At 36.2% G+C, this 24489-nt stretch carries 19 protein-coding genes; 13 read left to right on the forward strand and 6 right to left on the reverse strand.

Annotated elements, in window-relative coordinates; genetic code table 11:
• Window positions 1–10: 10 nt before the first annotated feature.
• The 4 genes from ACH3O9_RS16250 to ACH3O9_RS16265 all read left to right on the forward strand — a co-directional run bounded on the left by ACH3O9_RS16250 (window position 11) and on the right by ACH3O9_RS16265 (window position 6278).
• Complete coding sequence (locus ACH3O9_RS16250; RefSeq protein ID WP_416442205.1) at window positions 11–817, forward strand: sugar nucleotide-binding protein; 807 nt, start codon at window positions 11–13, stop codon at window positions 815–817.
• A 29-nt stretch (window positions 818–846) separates the two neighbouring features.
• Window positions 847–1920, forward strand: a complete 1074-nt coding sequence (locus tag ACH3O9_RS16255) for a DUF3810 domain-containing protein (protein WP_416442206.1) — start codon at window positions 847–849, stop codon at window positions 1918–1920.
• Between the two features lie 79 nt (window positions 1921–1999).
• The gene (locus ACH3O9_RS16260; protein WP_416442207.1) at window positions 2000–4978 is read left to right on the forward strand and encodes an amidohydrolase family protein; all 2979 of its coding nucleotides are present in this window, start codon (window positions 2000–2002) and stop codon (window positions 4976–4978) included.
• Window position 4979: 1 nt separating this feature from the next.
• Entirely contained in the window at window positions 4980–6278 is a 1299-nt protein-coding gene (locus ACH3O9_RS16265) for an amidohydrolase family protein (protein WP_416442208.1), read from the forward strand.
• A gap of 47 nt (window positions 6279–6325) precedes the next feature.
• Here ACH3O9_RS16265 and ACH3O9_RS16270 read toward each other — a convergent pair whose 3' ends face one another.
• The 3 genes from ACH3O9_RS16270 to gyrA all read right to left on the reverse strand — a co-directional run bounded on the left by ACH3O9_RS16270 (window position 6326) and on the right by gyrA (window position 11529).
• Window positions 6326–7546, reverse strand: a complete 1221-nt coding sequence (locus ACH3O9_RS16270; protein WP_416442209.1) for a cytochrome P450 — start codon at window positions 7544–7546, stop codon at window positions 6326–6328.
• Between the two features lie 144 nt (window positions 7547–7690).
• Window positions 7691–8962, reverse strand: coding sequence for a tetratricopeptide repeat protein (locus ACH3O9_RS16275; protein WP_416442210.1), 1272 nt, complete (start codon window positions 8960–8962; stop codon window positions 7691–7693).
• Between the two features lie 29 nt (window positions 8963–8991).
• A complete protein-coding gene (gene gyrA / locus ACH3O9_RS16280; protein ID WP_416442211.1) occupies window positions 8992–11529 on the reverse strand; it encodes a DNA gyrase subunit A in 2538 nt (845 codons plus the stop codon).
• A 252-nt stretch (window positions 11530–11781) separates the two neighbouring features.
• On the opposite strand from gyrA, the gene ACH3O9_RS16285 reads away from it, so the two are divergent.
• Window positions 11782–14328, forward strand: a complete 2547-nt coding sequence (locus ACH3O9_RS16285) for an ATP-dependent Clp protease ATP-binding subunit (protein WP_416442212.1) — start codon at window positions 11782–11784, stop codon at window positions 14326–14328.
• Window positions 14329–14404: 76 nt separating this feature from the next.
• Complete coding sequence (locus ACH3O9_RS16290; RefSeq protein WP_416442213.1) at window positions 14405–14782, forward strand: hypothetical protein; 378 nt, start codon at window positions 14405–14407, stop codon at window positions 14780–14782.
• A 22-nt stretch (window positions 14783–14804) separates the two neighbouring features.
• On the opposite strand, the gene ACH3O9_RS16295 is transcribed toward ACH3O9_RS16290, so the two are convergent.
• Genes ACH3O9_RS16295 through msrA form a run of 3 tightly spaced genes read right to left on the reverse strand, consistent with a single transcriptional unit; the run spans window position 14805 to window position 16316 of the window.
• Window positions 14805–15113 carry a hypothetical protein gene (locus tag ACH3O9_RS16295; RefSeq protein WP_416442214.1) on the reverse strand — a complete coding sequence of 103 codons (309 nt, stop codon included), beginning with the start codon at window positions 15111–15113 and terminating at the stop codon, window positions 14805–14807.
• A 43-nt stretch (window positions 15114–15156) separates the two neighbouring features.
• Entirely contained in the window at window positions 15157–15756 is a 600-nt protein-coding gene (folE, locus tag ACH3O9_RS16300; protein ID WP_416442215.1) for a GTP cyclohydrolase I FolE, read from the reverse strand.
• 5 nt (window positions 15757–15761) lie between these two features.
• A complete protein-coding gene (gene msrA / locus ACH3O9_RS16305; RefSeq protein ID WP_416442216.1) occupies window positions 15762–16316 on the reverse strand; it encodes a peptide-methionine (S)-S-oxide reductase MsrA in 555 nt (184 codons plus the stop codon).
• A 223-nt stretch (window positions 16317–16539) separates the two neighbouring features.
• On the opposite strand from msrA, the gene ACH3O9_RS16310 reads away from it, so the two are divergent.
• The 7 genes from ACH3O9_RS16310 (at window position 16540) to ACH3O9_RS16340 (ending at window position 24489) form a co-directional block, all read left to right on the forward strand.
• Window positions 16540–17199 (forward strand): ABC transporter ATP-binding protein, encoded by a 660-nt coding sequence (locus ACH3O9_RS16310; protein WP_416442217.1) that lies wholly within the window; start codon window positions 16540–16542, stop codon window positions 17197–17199.
• A complete protein-coding gene (locus ACH3O9_RS16315) occupies window positions 17183–17968 on the forward strand; it encodes a TIGR02757 family protein (RefSeq protein ID WP_416442218.1) in 786 nt (261 codons plus the stop codon). Before ACH3O9_RS16310 ends, ACH3O9_RS16315 begins: the two co-directional genes overlap by 17 nt.
• A 142-nt stretch (window positions 17969–18110) precedes the next feature.
• Entirely contained in the window at window positions 18111–19331 is a 1221-nt protein-coding gene (locus tag ACH3O9_RS16320) for an ATP-binding protein (protein ID WP_416442219.1), read from the forward strand.
• Window positions 19332–19658: 327 nt separating this feature from the next.
• Window positions 19659–20915: an ATP-binding protein gene (locus ACH3O9_RS16325; RefSeq protein ID WP_416442220.1), complete on the forward strand. Its 1257-nt coding sequence runs from the start codon at window positions 19659–19661 to the stop codon at window positions 20913–20915.
• 77 nt (window positions 20916–20992) lie between these two features.
• Entirely contained in the window at window positions 20993–22912 is a 1920-nt protein-coding gene (locus ACH3O9_RS16330; protein WP_416442221.1) for a BatA domain-containing protein, read from the forward strand.
• A complete protein-coding gene (locus ACH3O9_RS16335; RefSeq protein ID WP_416442222.1) occupies window positions 22909–24162 on the forward strand; it encodes a dihydroorotase in 1254 nt (417 codons plus the stop codon). The genes ACH3O9_RS16330 and ACH3O9_RS16335 overlap by 4 nt, the downstream gene beginning before the upstream one ends.
• The gene (locus ACH3O9_RS16340) at window positions 24163–24489 is read left to right on the forward strand and encodes a hypothetical protein (RefSeq protein WP_416442223.1); all 327 of its coding nucleotides are present in this window, start codon (window positions 24163–24165) and stop codon (window positions 24487–24489) included. It begins immediately after the preceding gene.

A 24489-nucleotide genomic window follows, 5' to 3' on the forward strand; every position in this document is an offset into this window, starting at 1 on the left:
TCATAAAATATTGATCCTTGGTGCCAGCGGTTTTCTGGGCAGCTCTCTTTACAAGGAGTTATACCGCTATTATGATACGTATGGCACATATCACACGGGTAGAATTTATTCAGACAATAAGCATTTCTTGCATTATGACGTGGTTAATGATGACATTTATGAGCTGCTGAATAAAGTGCGGCCTACGATCGTTATTTCGGCAATAAGAGGTGATTTTGAAGGGCAGATAGATGCGCATGAAGATCTTGTAGATTATGCACTGCGCACAGGAACTTATATAATCTACCTTTCTTCAGCAAATGTCTTTGACGCATTTGTAAATTATCCTTCTTACGAATTTGATAAAACCTTATCTGAAAGTAAATACGGGAAGCTGAAAATACGCTGCGAGAATTTTCTACTTAGACAATTACCTGATGAGCAATACAGTATAATAAGACTGCCCATGGTTTTTGGTTTAAATTCGCCCCGCGTTCGCGAAATTAGAACTCAGGTGATGAATGGTGATCAGGTAGAGGTTTTTCCGCACCTTATCATGAATACCACTACAGACCGTAAGCTTTCGCAGCAGATACATTACATCATAAACAGGAATAAATACGGTATTTTCCACTTGGGAAGCAACGATCTTATACATCACCAGGAATTTATTAATGAGATCATAGACAAGTTAGATCTTAAAGTAAGACCACATTTTAAGTTGGTCTATACTTCAAATTTTGATCGTTATCTGGCGGTTTTGCCCAAAGATAATAAGCTTCCGGGGCATTTAAGTATTACTAATGAAGATGTAATTTCAGAATCTCAAGTTTATTAAAACGATGAAACTTAATTTCAATATGAAAAATGCGCTATAAGAAACTCCTGATTTATACGCTAATTTTCATTTTGCAGATTATAGGTGTAAAAAGCCTGGTTCATTATCCTGAATTTGTAGAAAAATATTACTCTAACGGTATTTACCCGGTAATTTCAAAGTCTTTCAGATTTGTACTAGGCTGGATTCCTTTTTCATTTGGAGATATAATGTATGCTGTACTTATCATTTTCCTCATCTATTCCATCGTTAAGCTTTTTCGCAAACGCTTTAAAAATTTTTTAAAATTCTTAACCGAAGCGCTGCTTATAACAAATCTTGTTTACTTAAGTTTTCATGTACTCTGGGGATTTAATTATTACCGGCAGCCGCTGCACAAGGTTCTTAAAATCGACAACGATTATACCACAGAACAATTGATAAGTCTAACGCAACGGCTTATAAAAAGATCTAACGAATTACATGCGCTACTTGAGCCTGTTGATTCTAATGCTGTTGATTTTGACCAAAGTATTTCTACAGTTTTTAAAGAGAGTGTAAATGGTTATGATCAGGTTGAAGAATCGTTCCCCAAGCTTGATTATCCCCCTAAAAGCACTAAAAATTCGCTTTTTAGATATCCCTTATCTGTGATGGGTTTTAGTGGATATTTGAATCCTATAACTAATGAAGCTCAAATTAACGGGCTCATACCTCCTCACAGATGGCCGCTGGTGACTTGCCACGAGCAAGGGCATCAGCTGGGTTTCGCTAAGGAAAACGAAGCTAACTTTATAGGGATAATTGCAACTACAAGTAATCCAGATAATTACTTTAAATACTCCGGTTATATTTTTGCCTTGCGCTATTGCCTGAGTGAAGTATATATGCGTAATCCACAAGCCGGCGAATTACTTAGAGAACAGATTAAAATTGGGATACTAAAAAACTATGCGCAATCGTATGAATTCTGGTCTTCTTATACTAATCCGTTAGAACCATATCTTGAAGCTTTTTACGGCAATTTTCTAAAAGTAAATAATCAGCCGGCCGGCATGCAGAGCTACAATTACGTAGTGGCACTGGTAGTCAACTATTTTAAAGTGAGAAGTACACTACCTTAATGTTAAAGAATTCTTAATTAACAGTTATCGTTTTTAACAAGTTTTATCTTTAGAGAGCATAAATTAAATCCACTCTATAATGATTAAAAAATTATCCCTCCTGGGAGGTTTTCTGCTTTTGACATTTATGGTCAGGGCGCAGGACTACTTCCCTATTAATGATGGTGTAAAAACACAAAACACCAATTACACTATTCTAAAAAATGCCACCATTCACGTATCTCCGGAGCAAACCATAAATAATGGTTCGCTTTTAATCCAAAATGGAAAAGTAGTTGCCACAGGTAAATCTGTAAATGAGCCTAAAAATGCCGTTGTAGTAGATCTGGGCGGTAAACACATCTATCCTTCTTTTATAGAAGTTTTTTCAGGTTTTGGTGTTGAAGCGCCGAAAAGACAAGGCGGCGGTAGAAGTCCGCAGTACGAGCCTACCCGAGAAGGTTATTATTGGAATGATCATGTACGACCAGAAACCAGGGCGCTTGATGATTTTAAATATGACGACAAAGCAGCTAAAGAATTACTTGAAGCCGGTTTTGGAGTCGTAAATGCGCATAAAGAAGATGCTATAGCACGTGGAACCAGTGTGCTTGTTGCTCTAAATGAAAAAGGTGACGAAGCTCAACGCTTACTTGATGAGCATTCTGCACAGTATTTTTCTTTCGAAAAAAGTAATCTTTCACCACAGTCTTACCCTTCTTCAATCATGGGAGCTACGGCTTTAATAAGACAACTTTTTGTAGATGCAAAATGGTATGCGGGCGGTAATGAAGACACAAAAGATCTTTCGCTTGAAGCGTTAAACCGAAATATGGATCTGCCACAGATATTTGTAGGTGATGGTCTTTATGATGACTTACGAATCTCAAAACTTTCAAAAGAAACTGAAGTTCCTTTTATTATTGTGGGCGGCGGTGATGAATACCAGCGTATAGGAGAAGTGAAAGCAACAGGCGCAACTTATATTTTGCCTATCGATTTTCCTGATGCTTATGATGTAGAAGATCCCTACCAGGCTGAATATGTTTCATTAAGTCAAATGCTTTTATGGAATCAAGCACCAACCAATCCGGCAAAAATGCAGGATGCTGGTCTTACTTTTTCACTTACAACGCACGGCTTAAAATCTCCTTCTAAATTTACAGAGATGCTTAAAAAGGCTTTTGAATATGGCCTCGATAAAAAAACTGCTCTTGCGGCGCTTACCACGGTTCCTGCTCAAATACTTGGTAAGTCTGACGAAATAGGATCACTTAAAAACGGTACCTGGGCTAACTTTTTAGTTACTTCAGGACCTATATTTGAAGATGACACTAAAATATATGAGAACTGGGTACAAGGTGATAAATTCACAATTAATGACCCGGATATTATAAATATTGACGGTACTTATGAATTAGCTGTAGCGGGAGATACTTATGAAATGGAGATCTCCAAATCTACTGAAAAATCCAGCGTTACTTTAAAACAAGGTGAAACGAAACTGGGATCAAAAATTAGTTACAGTGATGGCTGGTTAAATATCACATTCACAAGTCCTGATACATCTGCAACAAAATACGTTCGTTTAGTAGGTCAACCCAAAGAAGGAAAAACGTGGACTGGTAAAGCAATTTCTACCACTGGCGCAGAAACCTCTTTTACAGCAACTAAAACAGAAAAAGCGGTCGCAGAAGGAGAAAAATCGGATAAAAAAGAGGAAAAATCGACCGAAACTCCAGAAGTAATGCCAGTTGCTTTTCCTAATGTAGCTTTTGGTTTTGCCACTAAACCTAAACAAGAAGACATCTTGTTTAAAAACGCTACAGTATGGACGGGCGAAGATGCCGGTATACTAGAGAACACAGATGTTCTTATTAAAAACGGAAAGATTTCACGCATTGGCACAAATCTATCTGCCGGCGGTGCAAAAGTTATTGATGCCACAGGCAAATATCTTACAGCCGGGATAATTGATGAGCATTCACACATTGCTGCATTTGCAATCAATGAATCTGGTCAAAATTCTTCTGCAGAGGTGCGTATGAAAGATGCTGTTAATCCTGACGATATGGATATTTACAGAGATCTTGCCGGTGGCGTTACTACTGTGCAACTGTTACATGGTTCTGCAAACCCAATTGGCGGTCAATCTGCCATTATGAAGTTGAAATGGGGCGGTTCTATTGATGACATGGTGCTAGATGATATTAAATTTATCAAGTTCGCTCTTGGAGAAAACGTAAAACAATCTAACTGGGGCAGCTTTAGCAGATTTCCACAAACCAGAATGGGTGTACAACAAATGTATACAGATTATTTTCAAAGAGCTAAAGAATACGAGACCAGAAAGAAAAGTGGCAAACCTTACAGAAAAGATTATGAGATGGAAACTCTTGATGAGATCCTAAACGGAGAACGATTTGTGACTTCGCATTCCTATATTCAAAGTGAAATAAATATGCTGATGAAAGTTGCTGAAGATTTTGATTTCCGAATCAACACTTTCACGCACATTCTTGAAGGTTACAAAGTAGCAGATAAAATGGCAGAACATGGTGTAGCAGGATCAACTTTTAGCGACTGGTGGGCGTACAAATACGAAGTAAATGATGCGATACCTTACAATGCAGCAATTATGTGGAGTCAGGGCGTATTGACAGGAATTAATAGTGATGATGCAGAAATGTCCAGACGATTAAATCAGGAAGCTGCAAAAACTATGAAATACGGCGGTGTTCCTGAGCAGGAAGCCTGGAAGTTTGTAACGCTTAATCCTGCAAAAATGCTTCACATTGATGACAGAACAGGAAGTATAAAAGAAGGTAAAGATGCAGATCTTGTACTGTGGTCAACTTACCCAATGTCTATTAGCGCTGTCGCGGAAAAAACAATTGTTGAAGGAACAGTTTATTTTGATATTGAGAAAGACAAGCAGTTGAGAAAAGATGTTCAGCAAGAGAAAAATAAACTGATGACCCTGATGCTGGCTGAAAAGAACAAAGGTCTAAAAACCCAGCCTGCAAAAAAGGAAGAAAAACAAAGAATGCATTGTGATACCTTAGAAACACTTGAATAAGATGAAAGAATTAAAAAGAATTTATATCCTTCTCCTATTGTTTACAGTGACCTCATGGGCACAGCAAACTCCTGCAATAAAGCAGACGGGCGAAATAACATTAACAGGAGGAACTGCCCATATAGGCAATGGCGAAGTAATAGAAAACAGTCTTATATTTATAAAAGACGGTAAGATCACAGATGTTCTTGATGCTACCACTACTAAACGTGCACTTTTAGGTGAAGTGATAGATATTAGCGGTCAACATGTTTATCCTGGTTTTATCGCACTAGACACTACACTGGGGTTAGTTGAGATAGAAGCCGTGCGCGCCACAGAAGATCAGGACGAAATAGGTGAATACAATCCACATGTGCAGGCAATAATCGCTTATAACGCAGAATCTAAAGTTGTTGAAAGTATGCGTCCCAACGGAGTATTAATCGCACAGACGGTTCCACAAGGCGGGACAATTTCAGGTACGTCATCTATGGTTCAACTAGACGCATGGAACTGGGAAGATGCTGTAATAGAACGAGGAGATGGTATACACTTAAATTGGCCAAATAGCTTTAGAAGAGGTCGCTGGTGGATGGGTGAAGATCCCGGTTACAGTCCTAACAAAAACTACAAAGATGATGTTGCAGATATAGAGGCATTTATCACGCAGTCTAAGGCTTATAACGCAGGTGATGAAAGCCTAAAAAATCTGCCTTATGCTGCAATGCAGGAAATGCTAAGTGGAAATGAGAACCTTTACATCCATGTTGATGGTGAAAAGGAAATAATGGATGTTCTGGCATTTAAAGAGAAAATGAATATCCCAAATATAGTGCTAGTAGGTGCTTATAGAGGTTATAAAGTGGCTGATAAGATCGCTGCTGCGAAAGTACCTGTTATTCTTGCCCGTGTGCACAGTCTACCGGAAGCAGACGATGATGACTACGATATCTCGTACAAAATGGGAAAAACTCTTATTGATGCAGGCGTTCTTGTCGCTTTAGGAAATAGTGGTGAATTCTGGCAAGCCAGGAACATTCCTTTTTATGCTGGCGAACTCACAGCTTTTGGTCTTTCATTTGATAATGCTTTAAAACTAATTACCAGTAATGCAGCTAAGATTACAGGTATTGATAAAACCGCAGGAACACTTGAAGCGGGCAAAGATGCCACACTTTTTGTGAGTACGGGGAATGCGTTAGAAATGATGGGAAATAATGTTACAAGAGCTATGGTGCAGGGACGAGAAATAAGTCTTGAGACACATCAAACTGAATTATGGAAACGCTATATGGAAAAATACAGCAGAACAGAATAGAATCTTCAGCAAGCTGTAAAAAAAGAGGTCTCAAAAGGACCTCTTTTTTATGTAGCTAGTTTCGATACATTTATAATAAACCTACTCTTGGGAATCGCCGGAATACGAGCCATATTAATTGATAGATCCTGTTCTGGCACTGTATAATTTATATCCAGAAGAAGTCCTACTGCAGACTTTATCAAAGTGATGGTAATCCATTCTCCGGCGCATCTATGATTTACATAATGATCGCCACCTCCCTGTGGTATGAGGTTATATGCACTGCCATCCCAATTTTTAAAACGATCTGGATTAAAGTCTTCCGGTCTTTGCCAAATCTTCTCATCATGATCTGTGGCGTACAGATCAAGCAATACCCGTTCACCTTTAGTAAAATTTGTATTGTTCCATTTAAAATCATCTTTCGCAACAGCAGCAACAAATGGAAAAAACGGATAAAACCTTCTCACTTCCTGCACAAAATTTGATAAGTAATTCTCCTCTTTTTTGATCTTGTTTGCACAGTGCGGATAATTATGTAAGGCCAGAGCGGAAAAAGTAATATATCTTGAGATTGCAACAATAGGTCGCAAGAGATTTAATATCTCAACAGCAACAACAGATGTTGGCAATTTGTTGTTGGCAGAATTCTGGTGTTCTGAGAATAAGCTAAAAATAGACTCCTCATTACTCTTCCTGTTATGCCTGTTTTTGATTAAATTTTCAATCCATTTTTCTGCTTTTTTACGTGCAAGCCTCCCTTTATAATGCCTAAACCCAACCGCCCCTGATGAATCGATCATCGCTGATAACTGACTGGTTCTTTCTTCAACTTCTTCAGGTGACAATGGTACTCCCACCCATTCACAAGCCGATTTGCACAGCACTGTTTCAACTTCTGTAAAAAGTTTTATGCTATCCCTTCCTTGCCAATCTTTAACTGCTATATGCCAATTATTTTTAAAGATGTTGTCTAATTGCAATATAGATTCCTGCCCCATGCATTGCATAAACATCCTTTTCCTGTCTAGGTGCATTTGCCCGTCAAGACCTTGTACTCCTTTTTGTCCAAAGAGTGTTTTCTGAAATCTCTTAGGAGTGGCACCTTTTCTTCTAAATTTAGACTGATCATAAAAAACAGCTGCTGCTGCCTCTCCTCGCATTACTACAGTTTTTCGTAAAAGTAGACGTGTTTCTAAAATATCTATGTTATGATCTCTAAACTGGTTTAAGAAATTGGGATATCCTTTGAATAGAACACCTAAAGTACTATCGAGATTAATCATCCTGTTTTTGTACTTAATTTAATGCATAAAAGAAATATCTCTTCCTTTAATAAGCATTAAAATTAGCGCAAAAAAAAACCCGTAAAATTCAATTTTACGGGATTTAAGTATTCTATCTTCTAACAACGGTTTTATCACCTGTTATTAGTTTTCAGATTCTAAAGCATCAAGTTTAGCTTTATATTCATCTGATTTAGCCTGGTCTCCTAATTGTATATTGATATTGTACAACGTACGAATTGCCTCAATATTTTTAGGATTAGATTGTACAGCCTTTTCTAAGTAAGGAATAGAGCTACGATATAATTCCATTCTTTGTTCTTTAAGAGCATCATAACGCTTGTTATCTGCGTTAGTATTACCTAAACCGTTCATCTCATCTATATATTCTTTATCCTTATCCAGCATCGCAGCGGCCATATTTAAGTTTGCTGAAGCGAAATCAGGATCTAGCTCAAGAGCTTTTGTGTAGTATTCTTTAGCCTTTTCGGTGTTTCCACTTTGAGCAGCCCCTACACCAAGATTAAAGTACAATTCAGGATTGTTAGGGTCTTTAGCAATAATTTGCTGCATTGCCTCCTCATACTTATCATTCATACCCATTTTAAGATAGATATCAGCTTCAGATCTTAAAAGAGAATCATCATCAGGATTTTCTGAACGAGCATCTGCCATTGCAGCAAGGGCTTCATCATTTTTCTCCTGACTGATGTAGATTAATGCAATGTTTTTAGCGATTTCTGCACTTTTTGGTTCGGTTTTTTTGGTCTCAGGTTTAATATAATCTCCTGTTTTTACCATCAAATCTCTTTGAGATTCAGATCCAAAATTCTCAACTTCCCCGCTTTCTTTATTAGTTGCAGTATATTGAGTTTCTACACCACGGTAACCCATGTCTTTTAGCTCTTCATAATAATTAAGAGCCGTATCATAGTCCTGCCCATTTACAGCATTAGATGCTGCATAATATAAGTAAACAGTATCTTTAGGACTCATTTTATAAAGATCATAAAGCTTAGTTGCAGCCTCACCATATTTCTCTGCATTTTGATCATCAACAGCGCTAGAAATAAGACCATTGACTGCCTGAGATTTTAATTGATTAGCTTCCTCGCCATAATCATCACCATCGTTATGTGATGCTACTTCATTAAATGACTCGAGAGCAGTTTTTAAACTAGCACCATCTTTGTTGCCTTCAGCACCTAGATATGCCTGACCTTTTAAAAAGTAAAATTGCTCTTTTTGTTCCTCATCCATCGCTCCCATCATTCCTTCAAGAGCAGTTAGTTGAGTTTTAGCTTCATCGAAGCTACCTGATTTGATCGATTTTTCTACAGTTCTTAACTCTTTCTTCTGCGCAAATGTAAAAGCCGACAAAGAAAGGGCTAGGATTAATAAAAATTTGGTTTTCATAGTATTTCTAAAATTTATATTCAACTTAATTATTCTTCTTCATCAGAAGAGTTTTTTTCCTGATTTGATTTAGCTTGAGTACTTTCACCTTCCGTTCCTTCAATTTCATCGAGCTCATCCAGAGCATCCTCATCATGTTTTACTTTCGCTACAGCGGCTATAGAATCTCCGTTTTTAAGGTTGATAAGTCTTACACCTTGTGTAGCACGACCCATTACTCTTAAATCTGCGACTCCCATTCTAATTGCAATTCCAGATTTATTTATGATCATTAGATCATCATCATCTGTTACATTATTAATTGCAACAAGTCCGCCGGTTTTTTCGGTAACTGAAATTGTTTTAACCCCTTTACCGCCACGGTTAGTGATTCTGTAATCTTCTACCAGACTACGTTTACCATAACCGTTTTCAGAAACAACAAGAATATTAGACTCAGTATCATTTACTGCAACCATTCCTATCACTTCGTCATTATCATCTGCAAGAGTTATGCCACGTACACCAGAAGCACCACGACCCATGGGTCTTGTTTTACTTTCTTCAAAGCGAATTGCCTTACCAGACTTCACTGCCAGCACAACCTGGCTCTCACCATTTGTAAGTTTTGCAGAAAGTAATTCATCACCTTCACGCACGGTTATCGCATTGATACCATTTGTACGTGGACGAGAATATTGCTCAAGAGAAGTTTTCTTAACCTGACCTTTTTTAGTTGCCATTATGACATAATGACTATTGATGTATTCTTCATCTTTAAGATCATTAGTACAAATAAATGCCTGCACTTTATCATCTTGCTCAATACTAATTAAATTTTGTATTGCTCTTCCTTTTGAAGTTTTACTACCCTCTGGGATCTCATAAACACGCATCCAGAAACATTTCCCTTTTTGGGTAAAGAACATCATATATTGGTGATTTGTACCAACAAACAAATGCTCAAGGAAATCCTCATTTCTCGTTGTAGATGCTTTCTGCCCAACTCCTCCTCTATTCTGAGTTTTATATTCATCAAGAGAAGTACGTTTTATATAACCCGCATGTGAAATTGTAAGAACTACTTTTTCATCAGGAATAAGATCTGTTATAGAAACATCTCCTCCTGCATACTCAATATCTGTACGGCGCTCATCGCCATATTTAGCTTTTACTTCAAGAAGCTCTTCTTTGATGATTTCCATACGACGTTCTTTTTTGGCAAGAATGTCTTTTAAATCTTCAATAGTTTTAAGAAGCTCATCATATTCTGCTCTTAATTTATCCTGCTCAAGACCGGTAAGCTGTCTTAGTCGCATTTCTACAATCGCACGGGCCTGTATTTCTGTAAGCTCAAAGCGTTCTATTAATTTAGCGCGCGCTTCATCTGCATTACTACTTGCGCGAATTAGGGCAATCACTTCATCAATATTATCTGAAGCAATGATTAAACCTTCTAATATATGAGCTCTGTCTTCTGCTTTCTTTAATTCAAATTCTGTCCTTCTTACAACTACCTCATGTCTATGCTCCACAAAATGGTGAATCATATCTTTAAGGTTAAGCATTTGAGGACGGCCTTTTACAAGGGCAATGTTATTCACACTAAAAGAAGACTGCAGTGCTGTATACTTATAAAGTGTATTAAGAACGATATTAGGAATAGCATCTTTCTTTAATACATAAACTATACGCATCCCGTTACGGTCTGATTCATCACGTATAGATGCTATACCATCTATTTTTTTATCATTAACAAGATCGGCTGTTTTCTTGATCATATCAGCCTTATTGACTTGGTATGGTATTTCATGCACAATGATGCATTCTCTACCTTTCACCTCCTCTATACGTGCTTTACCACGCATAACGATACGACCTCTACCGGTTTTAAAAGCTTCACGAACCCCGTCATAACCATATATTGTACCGCCGGTAGGAAAATCTGGCGCAGTGATATACTGCATCAGTCCGTCAATATCTATATCGTGGTCTTCTATATAAGCTGAAATACCATCTATAACTTCAGAAAGGTTATGAGGTGGCATATTTGTAGCCATACCAACCGCTATACCTGAAGCACCATTTACTAATAGACCCGGTATACGAGTAGGTAAAACGGTAGGCTCTTTTAATGTATCATCAAAATTTAATTGATGGTCTACAGTATCTTTTTCTATATCTGCAAGCATCTCTTCAGATATCTTGCGCATTCTTGCCTCTGTATATCGCATTGCTGCAGGACTGTCTCCATCTACAGAACCAAAGTTACCCTGGCCGTCAACAAGCATATAACGTAAGCTCCATTCCTGAGCCATACGCACCATAGTATCATAAACAGATGTATCACCGTGCGGGTGATACTTACCTAATACTTCTCCTACTATTCTCGCTGATTTTTTATGAGCGGTATTAGAACGAACTCCCAACTCATGCATCCCAAACAAAACACGCCTGTGTACTGGTTTAAGACCATCACGCACATCAGGCAATGCACGTGACACGATGACCGACATTGAATAATCAATGTAGGCTGATTTCATCTCATCTTCAATGTTGATAGGAATTAACTTCTCTCCTTCAGCCATATATAAAATCTTTAATTTTTTTGATTAAAACACTATCGGGCAAGATACGTATTTTTGGTGTGTTAGATGCCGATTTTGCTCGTATAAAGACCGATTTTTATTAACAATAATTAACAGCTTATTTTTAATAAGTATCCTTATCTTGATTTGCAACTATGAAAGTAATTTTGTCAATTTACTTACGACTTATGGTAACGGAATGGTTTTTGACAATTACTTTGCAAGAACCCTTAGAAAAGATTGAGAAAATTTATGGATGATAATTTTTCACCAAGAGTAAAGGACGTAATAGCCTACAGTAAAGAGGAAGCCCTTAGATTAGGGCATGATTTTATAGGAACTGAACATTTAATGTTAGGTTTACTAAGAGATGGTAGCGGCAAAGCAATAGATATACTTCACGCATTAGATGTTGATCTAAATCATTTAAGAAGAAAAGTAGAAATTCTAAGCCCTGCAAATCCCGGTTCTTCATTAGGAAGCAACGAGAAAAAAAATCTCCATCTTACAAGACAGGCTGAGCGTGCTTTAAAAACAACGTTCCTGGAAGCTAAACTCTTCCAGAGTTCATCTATTAACACAGCACATCTTTTACTTTGCGTATTGCGTAACGAAAACGATCCTACGACCAAGTTACTCAATAAGTTAAAAGTAGATTATGATAATGTAAAAGATCAATTTAAGCTTATGATGACAAGTGATGATGATTATATAGAGCCTATAAAAGATGAATCTTTTAGCGACGATGATGCTAGTGCAGAATCCTCAAAAGAGAATCCTTTTAATACGCCGGGTAATAAAACCAATAAAAAATCTAAAACTCCTGTTCTGGATAATTTTGGTCGTGATCTTACAGCTATGGCTGAAGAAGACAAACTTGACCCGGTTGTAGGTAGAGAAAAAGAAATTGAGCGTGTTTCTCAAATATTGAGTAGACGTAAAAAGAATAACCCACTGCTTATTGGTGAGCCGGGTGTAGGTAAATCTGCTATTGCAGAAGGTCTTGCATTGCGCATCATTAAAAGAAAAGTATCACGTATACTTTTTGATAAGCGCGTAGTAACTCTCGATTTAGCAAGTCTGGTTGCAGGAACTAAATACCGCGGTCAGTTTGAAGAGCGCATGAAAGCAGTGATGAATGAGCTTGAAAAGAATGATGACATTATCCTTTTCATTGATGAGATTCACACAATCGTAGGTGCTGGAGGGGCTACAGGATCTTTAGACGCGAGTAACATGTTTAAGCCTGCTTTAGCTCGAGGCGAAATACAATGTATTGGTGCCACAACACTAGATGAGTACAGACAATACATAGAAAAAGATGGAGCTCTTGAAAGACGTTTTCAAAAAGTTATAGTAGAACCTACCTCTGTAGAAGAAACTATAGAAATACTTGAAAATATTAAAGATAAGTATGAAGATCACCACAATGTAACTTACACTCCTGAAGCTATAAAAGCCTGTGTACAGCTTACAAACAGATATATGACAGACAGATTCTTACCAGATAAAGCTATAGATGCTTTAGATGAAGCAGGATCACGTGTACATATTATCAATATTGATGTGCCTAAAATGATACTTGATCTGGAGCGTCAATTAGAAGAAGTGCGCGAGCGCAAAAATTCTGTAGTTAAAAAACAGAAATATGAAGAGGCTGCTAAACTACGCGATGATGAGAAAAATATAGAGAAAGAACTCTCTCTTGCTCAACAACGCTGGGAAGAAGAATCTAAACTTCATAAAGAAATTGTTACAGAAGATAATGTTGCAGATGTTGTGTCTATGATGTCTGGTATTCCTGTAAACAGAATTGCAAAAACTGAAAGCAATAAGCTAGCAGAATTACCTAGTTCTATTAAATCTAAAGTAATAGGTCAGGATGAAGCAGTAGCTAAAGTTGCCAAAGCAATACAAAGAAACAGAGCTGGTCTTAAAGATCCGCAAAAACCTATTGGGTCATTTATATTTTTAGGTCAAACAGGTGTGGGTAAAACACAATTAGCTAAAGTTCTTGCTACAGAATTGTTTGACAATGAAGATTCGCTGGTACGAATTGATATGAGTGAATACATGGAGAAATTTGCAGTTTCTCGATTAATTGGAGCGCCTCCAGGATATGTAGGCTACGAAGAAGGTGGTCAATTAACAGAGAAAGTACGCAGAAAACCTTATTCAGTCATACTTCTTGATGAGATCGAGAAAGCGCATCCCGATGTCTTTAATATGTTATTACAGGTTCTTGATGATGGTTATTTAACAGATTCTTTAGGTCGCAAGATCGATTTTAGAAACACTGTTATTATAATGACCTCAAACATTGGGGCTCGTAAAATTAAAGACTTTGGTCAGGGTGTAGGTTTTGGTACCTCTGCACGTAAAAACCAGGCTGACGAGAATACAAAAAGTGTTATACAGAATGCATTGAAAAAAGCATTTGCACCTGAGTTCTTAAACAGAGTTGACGATGTAGTGGTATTCAATGCACTTGATCGCAAAGAGATTCATAAGATTATTGATATTGAACTTCATAAGCTATTCAATCGCATTAAAGATCTAGGCTATGATCTTAAACTTAGCGATAAGGCTAAAGATTTTATAAGCGAAAAAGGTTTTGATAAAGAATATGGTGCGAGACCTTTAAAAAGAGCAATTCAAAAATATATTGAGGATGCTCTTGCCGAAGAAATTATTACCGCAAAAATAGCTGAAGGTGATAGTATCTTTATGGATATTGAAGAAGGTCACGAAGAGTTAAGTATAACAATTCAAAAGACTGAAAACTCTACCCAGTCCTAATAAAAATTTAATTGAATAAATCGAAGCCGTCTCAAAAAGACGGCTTCATTTTTTATCCCTAATCCCCCGGTTATTGATGATAGAAGAAAAAGTTTTCAGCTTTGGCAAAATTAACTTTAAAGGAAATATTGTAATCGCTGAAATGAAAGAAGGAATATTATTTGACACTGACGAAAAAAAAGAAATCTTTGACTACTGTGAAACAATATATAAGGGTAAACCCTATGTTTACCTATCGCATAGAATAAATTCATATAGTATAAATCCGGTTGTCTACCTGCAGGAATCACCAGCATATAACAATATGGCAATTGCTGTGGTTACTCAAAAACCTCTTAGTAAGCTAAACACTTCTTTTGAAAAGCATTTCTATAATAAACAGTTTGAAGTTTTTTCAACTCTTGAAGAAGCAGAAGAATGGTTGCTTTCTATTTTAGAAGAATATAAGCTATAAAAAAGCGCCTTATGGCGCTTTTTTAACTTCTTATGCGTTCAGGACGCAATCTGTGATCTTCGTTTTCCGGTGAATGCAATACAAAAGTATAGATCCACATTAATGTAAAAGAAGGTATTATATCAGTAAATGGTAAAATTTCTTCAATAAATACCAATATTGAGGCGATTTTTCCTTTTTCTCCAGCATACATTTTAGTCATCTGCTTAGCAGCAATGGGAGCCCAAACCAAATCTAAGAAGGGACCTATAACTGGAATTGCTAAAGAAACCATACCTACTACATCGTAGAATATTCCTTTTCGCAATAGCTTAAATTTATCTTGTTTCATCGTTGAAGGGATTTATAATCTTTATAACAATAAAAATGCCATATTATGATAAGTCTGAGCTTATTAATTTTAAAAACTCATTTCTGGTTTCAATTTTTTCAAACTGACCTCTAAAACCAGATGTCGTAGTTTTAGAATTTTGTTTCTGCACTCCACGCATCATCATACACATATGTGATGCTTCTATAACTACTGCAACTCCTTGGGGTTTTAAGGTGTCATTAAGACATTCTAATATATTGTGAGTAAGCCTTTCCTGCACCTGCAGTCTGCGTGCAAAAACATCAACAACTCTTGGGAGCTTGCTAAGACCCACTATTTGACCGTCTGGGATGTAAGCAATATGTGCTTTACCAAAAAAAGGAAGCATATGATGCTCACACAAAGAATAGACTTCAATATCTTTTACAATGACCATCTCATTATAGTCTTCTTTAAACATGGCGCTTCTTAAAATCTCTGCCGCATCCATATGATAACCCTGTGTTAGAAACATCATAGCTTTGGCTGCACGCTCGGGAGTTTTTATAATACCTTCACGCATCACATCTTCGCCAAGATCATTTATTATAGATTTATAACGATCTTTTACTTCATCTTTAATATCAATATTGTATTCTTCAAACTGTTTGTACGGCGACATATAATTTATTTAATGTATTCTACTTTAAGCTTATCTACGTAGTGCTTTTTAATTTTTTCAACTTTAGGGTTTATAATGTACTGGCAATACATCTGCTCTTTATTCCTGTTATAATAATCGTCATGCTCAACTTCGGCAGGATAAAAAGTAGTTAGAGACTTTAGCTCAGTTACAATAGGGTCTGCAAATACCCTTTCATTATTTAGAAAATCAATATAATTCGTCGCCTCTTCTTTCTGCTTTTCATTAGCATAAAAGATAGCACTTCTATACTGTGTTCCTTTATCGTTTCCCTGACGATTTAATGTGGTAGGATCATGTGTCGTGAAAAATACTTCTAAAAGCTCTCTGTAGGAAATAATCTCAGGATCAAATTCAAACTGAATTCCTTCAGCATGACCTGTTCTTCCCGTACAAACTTCTCTATATGGTGGGTTTTTTATAAATCCGCCTGTATATCCACTCTTTACATTAAAAACGCCTGAAAAACGTTGAAAAACCGCCTCTGTACACCAAAAACAGCCTGCTGCAAATGTTGCAGTTTCATAATTCTTTATCATAACTTAACAAATATAGGGAGCCCTCATTTCAATTATTCTTATTTAACTTTTAATTAGCCTGTTGGCTTAAACAGAGGACTTTTATTATGACGAAAAAAGTGCAGTTTGCTTACATTAAAAATTTATCAATCCCTTACCAGGTTATCTTTCTTTAATAACCTCTGCGTATATATAATTACAGTTATATCTTTGCACCTCATTATTTCTAAACAAGATACCTTTAATGATCAAAGCTGAACATATCGTAAAATCATATGGAGATTTACAAGTTTTAAAAGGTGTAGATCTCAATATAGAAAAAGGTGAGGTTGTGTCGATCGTTGGAGCTAGCGGAGCAGGAAAAACAACCCTTTTACAAATTCTGGGAACTTTAGACAGGGTAGATAAAAAAGGTGGAATAGTGCTCAATATTAATGGTATCGATATTACTTCTCTTAGTGAGCGCGATCTAAGCAAATTCCGTAATAAGAACATCGGTTTTATTTTTCAGTTTCATCAACTTCTTCCCGAGTTTACCGCATTAGAGAATGTCTGTATACCTGCTTACATCGCTAAAAAAGACAAGGCAGAAAGCGAGCGCAGAGCTAAAGAAATTCTTACTTTTTTAGGATTATCGCATAGATTTGAGCACAAACCTAACCAACTCTCTGGCGGTGAGCAACAGCGTGTAGCTGTTGCCAGATCATTAATTAACGATCCTGCATTAATATTAGCAGATGAACCTTCTGGTAATCTGGATAGTGAGTCTGCAGAAAATCTTCATAATCTATTCTTTAAATTGAGAGACGAATTCAATCAAACTTTTGTTATTGTTACACATAATACCGATCTGGCAGAGATGGCAGACCGTAAACTAACTATGGTAGATGGCAGGATTATCTAAAAAGTTAAATGACCTACGCGAATTTCTTGATGAAAAAGTTGAACTATATGAAAGCCCAAAATTTATAGGAACCGATCCTATACAAATCCCACATCAGTTTTCGGAAAAAGCAGATATTGAGATTGCAGGTTTTCTGGCGGCAACAATTGCCTGGGGTAACAGAAAAAGCATTATTAAAAACGGAAACTTAATGATGCAATTGCTGGATTATGCTCCTTACGATTTTGTAATAAACCATTCTAATGATGACTTAAAACGACTAAATAATTTTGTGCACCGCACATTTAACGGTGCTGATTTTATAACATTCATAAAAGGTCTTCAGCATATTTACAAAGAATACGATGGTCTGGAATCTCTGTTTGTAACAAACGCTACTACCACTTCCCTACAACCGGCGATACACGAGTTTAAAAAAGCGTTTTTTAAAATTGAGCATTTATCACGAACAGAAAAACACATAAGCGACCCATTAAAAAAATCTGCGGCAAAACGTATCAACATGTTTTTGCGCTGGATGGTCAGGCCTGCAAATGCCGGAGTAGATTTTGGAATTTGGAAAAAAATTAGTCCACAGCAGCTTTCCTGTCCTCTTGATGTTCATTCAGGTAAAATTGCCCGTGAATTAGGTCTTTTAAAAAGAAAACAAAATGATGCCGCCGCTGTTCTTGAATTAGATAATATACTGAGAATATTAGACCCTTTAGACCCTGTAAAATACGATTATGCTTTATTCGGTTTAAGCGCCTTTGAGAAGGATTTATTTTAACATAAGAAATAAGTCTTATTATAATCTTAGGATAACTTTTCCAATATATTTATAACGATAATACCCTGTAATCACTATTAATTTTATAAAATTAGACCGAAAGAATTACCTGCTCTCATATAAACAAATATTGCTAAACTAAATGATATACCCAACCCTAACTGATAATGAAGAAAACAGACTAAAAGCCTTAGAGGATCTTGAGATATTTGACACAGAACCTGAAGAAAGTTTTGACAGTATCACAAGTCTTGCTGCTTTTATTTGTGATGTTCCCATTGCTCTTATCACTCTTATAAATGAGGATACACAATGGTTTAAATCGAAAGTGGGGTTTGAAGTATGTAGTACAGACAGAGATTTTTCATTTTGCGCTCACGCCATAAATAACCCTTTAGAACTTCTTGAAATACAGGATGCCACTAAAGATGATCGTTTTAAAAATAATCCTCTTACAGTTTCAGATTCCCCGGTAATATTCTATGCGGGAGTACCTCTTTTATCTCACAACGGGCAACCTTTAGGATCTCTGTGTGTAATTGATAATAAACCAAACTCTATTAATGATAAGCAAAAAAAAGCTTTAAAGGACCTGGCACTTCAGGTAGAAAATTTATTTGAACTTAGACGAAAGAATATTCATTTAAGAGAAGCTCATACACTATTAAAATCAAAAAATGTTCAGCTTAAAGAGTTTGCCGGTACTGTTTCACATGATATGAAAATGCCGCTAGCCAATATGATCATAACATCTGATGTTTTAAAAGCTAAATACAGTAATCAGCTTGACGAAAAAGGTAAAGAATATCTATCTTATTTAAAGCAATCCTCATTGACGTTAAGTAATTACATTACAAATTTATTAGATTACTATGAAAGTGAAAATCTAATTATTGAGGATACCGAAGAGTTTGAGTTTAATTTGCTGCTTGAAGAAATTATAGATCTACTGAACATAAACTATGATTGTGAGATACATATTCCGGAAAAGGATATGCACATGACGGCAAACAAATCTGTTCTTACACAGATAATGATAAATCTCATCACTAATAGTCTTAAATATAATGACAAGGATAATCCTGTGATAGAAATTGTATGCAGTGAAGATGAAAATTACTATTATGTAAATGTGGAAGACAACGGCATAGGAATTCCAAAAAATAAACAGTCTCTTATATTTGAACTTTTTAGTACGGCGGTAGATGCAGATAAAGACGGAAAAAAAGGAAATGGCATTGGTTTGTCTACAGTTCGCAATTTAGTCACCTCGGCAGGAAGAAATATCTCGGTTTCCAGCCATGAAGGAGAGGGAGCCAACTTTCATTTCAGTCTTAAAAAAAAGCTTGTTATAATTAAATAGTACACATTACCACGCCTCTGCTACTTTTTCAAAAAAAAAATTTTCAGTTATTATAGAATCTCACTTCTAAAAGGATTGATCAACAGCATTAATTACACGTCCTATTACAAGAAAGATGTTTTCAGCTAAATTATTATTTTAAATTTGCTTCTAATTAGTAGATTATCTTGAACAATGTTAGTACTTTTATCGTTGCTCTTTTTTATAAAGGGTTAGCATAAAATTACCAGAATTATTGGGTTGTTTCATTGCGAGGCATTCTATTTAGGAAACTTATTTTCTATAAGGTGCTAAATTATAATTTAATTATAATTAATAATTATATTTATGCCTACTCCTGCTGCCAGACGCGAAAGAAAAAGACAACATGCCGTAGATTCTTACCAACTTGTTGATACACTTCCTGAAAGAAGTTATGACGATATTACAAAAATCGCTGCTTATATATGTGATACGCCTATTGCATTGATCACAATGCTTGATTACGATCGCAATTTTCTCAAATCACATTATGGCGTAGCTTTTAGCGAATCTCCCAGAAAAATATCTTTTTGTACACACGCTATACAAAGCGAGCAAGAAGTTTTTCTAATTGAAGATGCCCGTAAAGATGTCCGTTTTAAAGATAATCCACTTGTAACCGGTGACACGAAGGCTATTTTTTATGCTGGTGTACCGCTACGTGATAAAAACAATAATGCACTAGGTACTTTATGCGTTTTTGATCATAAGCCTAAGAAACTTGATAGTACTCAACTTTCAACTTTAAAAGCGTTGGCCAATCAGGTGGTAAACCTTTTTGAACTTCATAAGCAGCATTTAGAAAACAAACAGCTACAGGATAATCTTATCAAAAAGAATAACTTGCTAAAAGATTTTGCAGGCGTTGTTTCTCACGATATGAAGATGCCTTTAGCAAATATTATTACGACAACAGATCTGCTTAAAGCGAAATACAAAGAGTATCTTGACGAGAAGGGATTAGATTATTTAAACTACCTTAAAAGTTCATCGTTCTCTTTAAGTGAATACATAAACGGTATTCTTGAACATTATGAGAGTGATAATCTAACTATAGATCAACGTGAAGAATTTGATCTGCACCATTTGCTTGAAGATATAGAAGATCTCTTGAATAATGATTATTCTAACATAATTACTTTCCCTGAAGAAAATCCTACTATTTGCTGTAATAGGGTCGCCTTACACCAAATATTTATAAACCTTATTGGCAACAGCATTAAATATAACGACAAGAAAAATCCGGAAATTAATATAGAATATCGGGAAAATCATGAATATTTCGTCTTTAGTATAGCAGATAACGGCATAGGTATACCAAAGGAAAAACAAAACGAGATCTTCGATCTTTTCTTAGTCGCTGCAGATAAAGATAAGAATGGCAATCGCGGAAATGGTATTGGTCTTTCTACAGTAAAAAAACTCGTTACAAATCTGGGTGGCACAATTGAAGTACAATCTACTTTAGGAGAAGGAACAACTTTCACATTCACTGCAAGAAAAGCAGATATACCTCTACAGGTTGTGGGAAGCACTTCTAATATGCTGGATTTTAAATGTTAGTTGTCAAAAGCTTTTTATTAGGATAGAGTTTAACAAATAACCTGTATTTTCGTCTTTGGTAAAAGCAAGCCACACGTATGCAGTTTAAGAACCCAGACTTATTATACGCTTTATTTTTATTGCTTATTCCTATTTTGGTTCACCTCTTCCAGCTAAGGAGGTTTAAGAAAACACAATTTTCTAATGTGGCTTTTCTTAAAAAAGTGACGCAGAATACACGTAAAAGTTCACAGATTAAAAAATGGCTTATACTCTGCACCAGGCTTCTGGCTCTCGCCGCTCTGGTTATCGCTTTTGCCCAACCTTATCTTCCCCAGTCAATAAATGCAACTCAAGAACGGGAAACGGTAATTTACCTTGATAATTCTTTTAGCATGCAGGCTAAGGGAAGTAAAGGTCCTTTACTTATTCAGAGCATTCAGGAGATCATAAGCAACATTTCTCCCTCAGATAATTTTACGTTGGTTACACAAGACAAAGTATTTCGTGATCTCAATACAGAAAGAGACAGAAATACATTACTCGATATCTCCTACTCTACCTCACAATTAGACCCTGAAGCTATATATTTAAAATGCATGAATGCTTTTTCATCTAACGCTTCTACCCTAAAACAGTTTATAGCAATATCAGATTTTCAGGATGATGGCTGGCAGAACAACAATGCTTTAAACAATATTGAGCAACATTGGGTAAAACTTGAACCAGTTAACTACAGCAACATTTCTATAGATTCTCTTTCATTAGATCGCACTGCAAGTAATTATGAGGTAAGCGTCTACTTAACCAGCTTAGAGCAAAACGCAGCTACAGTTCCTATTGCATTGTACAACAATGACAAATTGATATCAAAAGCGGCAGCAGATTTTAAAGAAAATACTATAGCAAAAACAACATTTAGCGTTCCGCAGGATCAGGCTTTCGCCGGAAAACTCACAATTACAGATCCTGATCTTTTATTTGATAATAATTTCTACTTCAACATTGCAGAACCTCAAGCTATTCCTATACTAAGTATTAACAACTCAGACGACGCTTTTCTTGAAAAATTATATCCGGAGCCCGAATTTCAGTACAAAAAGACCGATTTTAAAGAGCTTGATTACAGCATAATACCTGATTATAAAGTTATTATTCTTAACGAAATAAACACTGTTCCATCTGCATTGGTCAATCCTATACAGGTCGTAACAAATAATGGGGGATCTATAATTTTAATTCCAGACATTACAGCTAAACCCGAAAATTACAACCTCATTTTGGGAGCTTATGGTTTGTCACCATACAAAACCCAGTCCCCAGATAAAAAGTTAGTTACCTCAATCAATTTTGATCACCCCGTTTACGATGATGTTTTTGAAAAAAGAGTAGATAATTTTCAATATCCTTCAGTTTCAAATTCATTTGTTTTTGATGCAAATGATAAACTGCTTTCGTTAGAAGATGGCAACGCATTTTTAGCTCAGAATAATGCACTTTTTGCATTTGCCAGCGCTCTTAATGAAGACAACAGTAATTTTAAAAATAGTCCCCTTATTGTACCTACTTTTTACAATATTGCCCGTCAGGCTGTGAGCCTACCCAAAATTTATTATACACTGGGTAGTGCTACAAAATTTGATATTATAAATGAATCTACAGGCGATGCCACATTAGCCTTGCGCAAAGACGGACTAGAATTTATACCTATGCAGGAGAAACAAGGAGATAAAATAACATTAGACCCCCAAGAAGGTCTGCAGACAGACGGTATTTATGATATTTTATTTAAAGACAACGTATTGGGCAACGTAGCGTATAATTATAATCGCAAAGAAAGTCACATTGCTCCTGTCTCTTTAAACGTACCTGATACGGTAGCTAAGCATGATTCTATAGCCGATGTTTTTACCGAGTTACAGCAGGCAACAAATCTCAACTTAATTTACAAATGGTTTGTTATTTTTGCATTGGTATTTCTGCTGCTGGAAATGCTCATCTTAAAATACTTTAAATGAAAGCACTTATAAAAAGCGCTAAAATACTTGACGAAAGTAGCCCGTATCACAACAAAATCGTCTCAATTCGTATAAAAAACGGTCTCATTACCGAAATTGGCGCAAATTTAATTGCTAAAGATGATGAAAAAGAAATCTCGTATGAAAATCTAAGCGTTTCACAGGGTTGGTTTGACAGCAGTGTAAGCATTGGTGAACCGGGTTATGAAGAACGAGAAACCATAAAGAACGGCTTACAAGTTGCCGCTTATAGTGGTTTTACAGGAATTGCCGTAAACGCAAACAGCAATCCTGTTATTGATACTAATTCTGGGATCAACTATTTAATAAGCAAATCTTATAATCACGCAGTAGAAATTTTTCCCATAGGTGCGCTTACGCGAGGCAGCGATGGCGTAGACCTGGCAGAACTTTATGATATGAGTCAGGCTGGTGCGGTTGCCTTTGGTGATTACCAGAAATCAATAGCTAACCCCAATCTTTTAAAACTAGCTTTGCAATATGCACAAGGTTTTGATGGTCTGGTGATCTCATTTCCTATAGAGAATGATCTTGTAGGTAAGGGAATTGCTAATGAAGGTATTGTTTCTACAAATTTAGGATTGAAAGGAATTCCGGCTCTAGCCGAAAGTCTACAAATTGCCAGAGACTTACATATACTTGAATACACCGGCGGTAAACTGCATATACCCACAATATCATCTGCTGAGTCTGTAGCATTGATAGCCAGAGCGAAAGAAAAGGGTCTTAATGTGACCTGTAGCGTATCGATCTCAAACCTGTATTTTACAGATAATATGCTTTTTGAATTTGATACTCATTTTAAAATGCTGCCACCCCTACGTTCTGAAACAGATCGTGAAGCCTTGATACAAGGTGTTAAAGATGGCGTTATTGATATGGTTTGCAGTGATCACAATCCACAGGATATTGAAAGAAAGAAGATCGAGTTTGATTATGCAGCTTATGGCACCATAGCTCAGGAAGCGACTTTAGGAGCTTTGTTAACGCTGGTTTCAGAAAGTAAAGCTGTTAAACTATTAACTGCAGGACGAAAACGGTTTGCACAAAAACCTGAGCCCATTAAAGAAGGTTCTGTTGCAAATCTCACTCTTTTCACTTCTAAAGGAAATAAAGTATTTACAGCAACAGACATAAAATCAAAATCTAAAAATGCCGCTTTTCTTGGTGCCAAATTAAAAGGTAGCGCTTATGGTATTTACTCTAACGATCAATTTATAGGTTTATAGATGAATACTCAGGAAATTAAAGAAGGCAAAACCATAGCAATTATTGCCTACATGACTTTTGTAGGAGCACTAATTGCATTATCAATGAATTCTGACGCTAAAAATAATTACGCCAGATTTCATATAAAACAAGCAGTAGGTATTCACCTGATACAAATCTCACTGGGGCTAATATTAAATGGCTTCGATAGCCTTTTAGTAATTGCTCCTTTTCTCATTTTCGTTTTAGTGCTTTGGGTCTATGGTTTAGCGAATGCTATACAAGGCAGTACACAACCCATTCCTCTTGTAGGTTCACTATTTCAGAAATGGTTTAAATTTATTTAA

Origin of the sequence: Leeuwenhoekiella sp. A16 (assembly GCF_047946675.1) — a bacterium.
Classification (GTDB): Bacteria; Bacteroidota; Bacteroidia; order Flavobacteriales; family Flavobacteriaceae; genus Leeuwenhoekiella.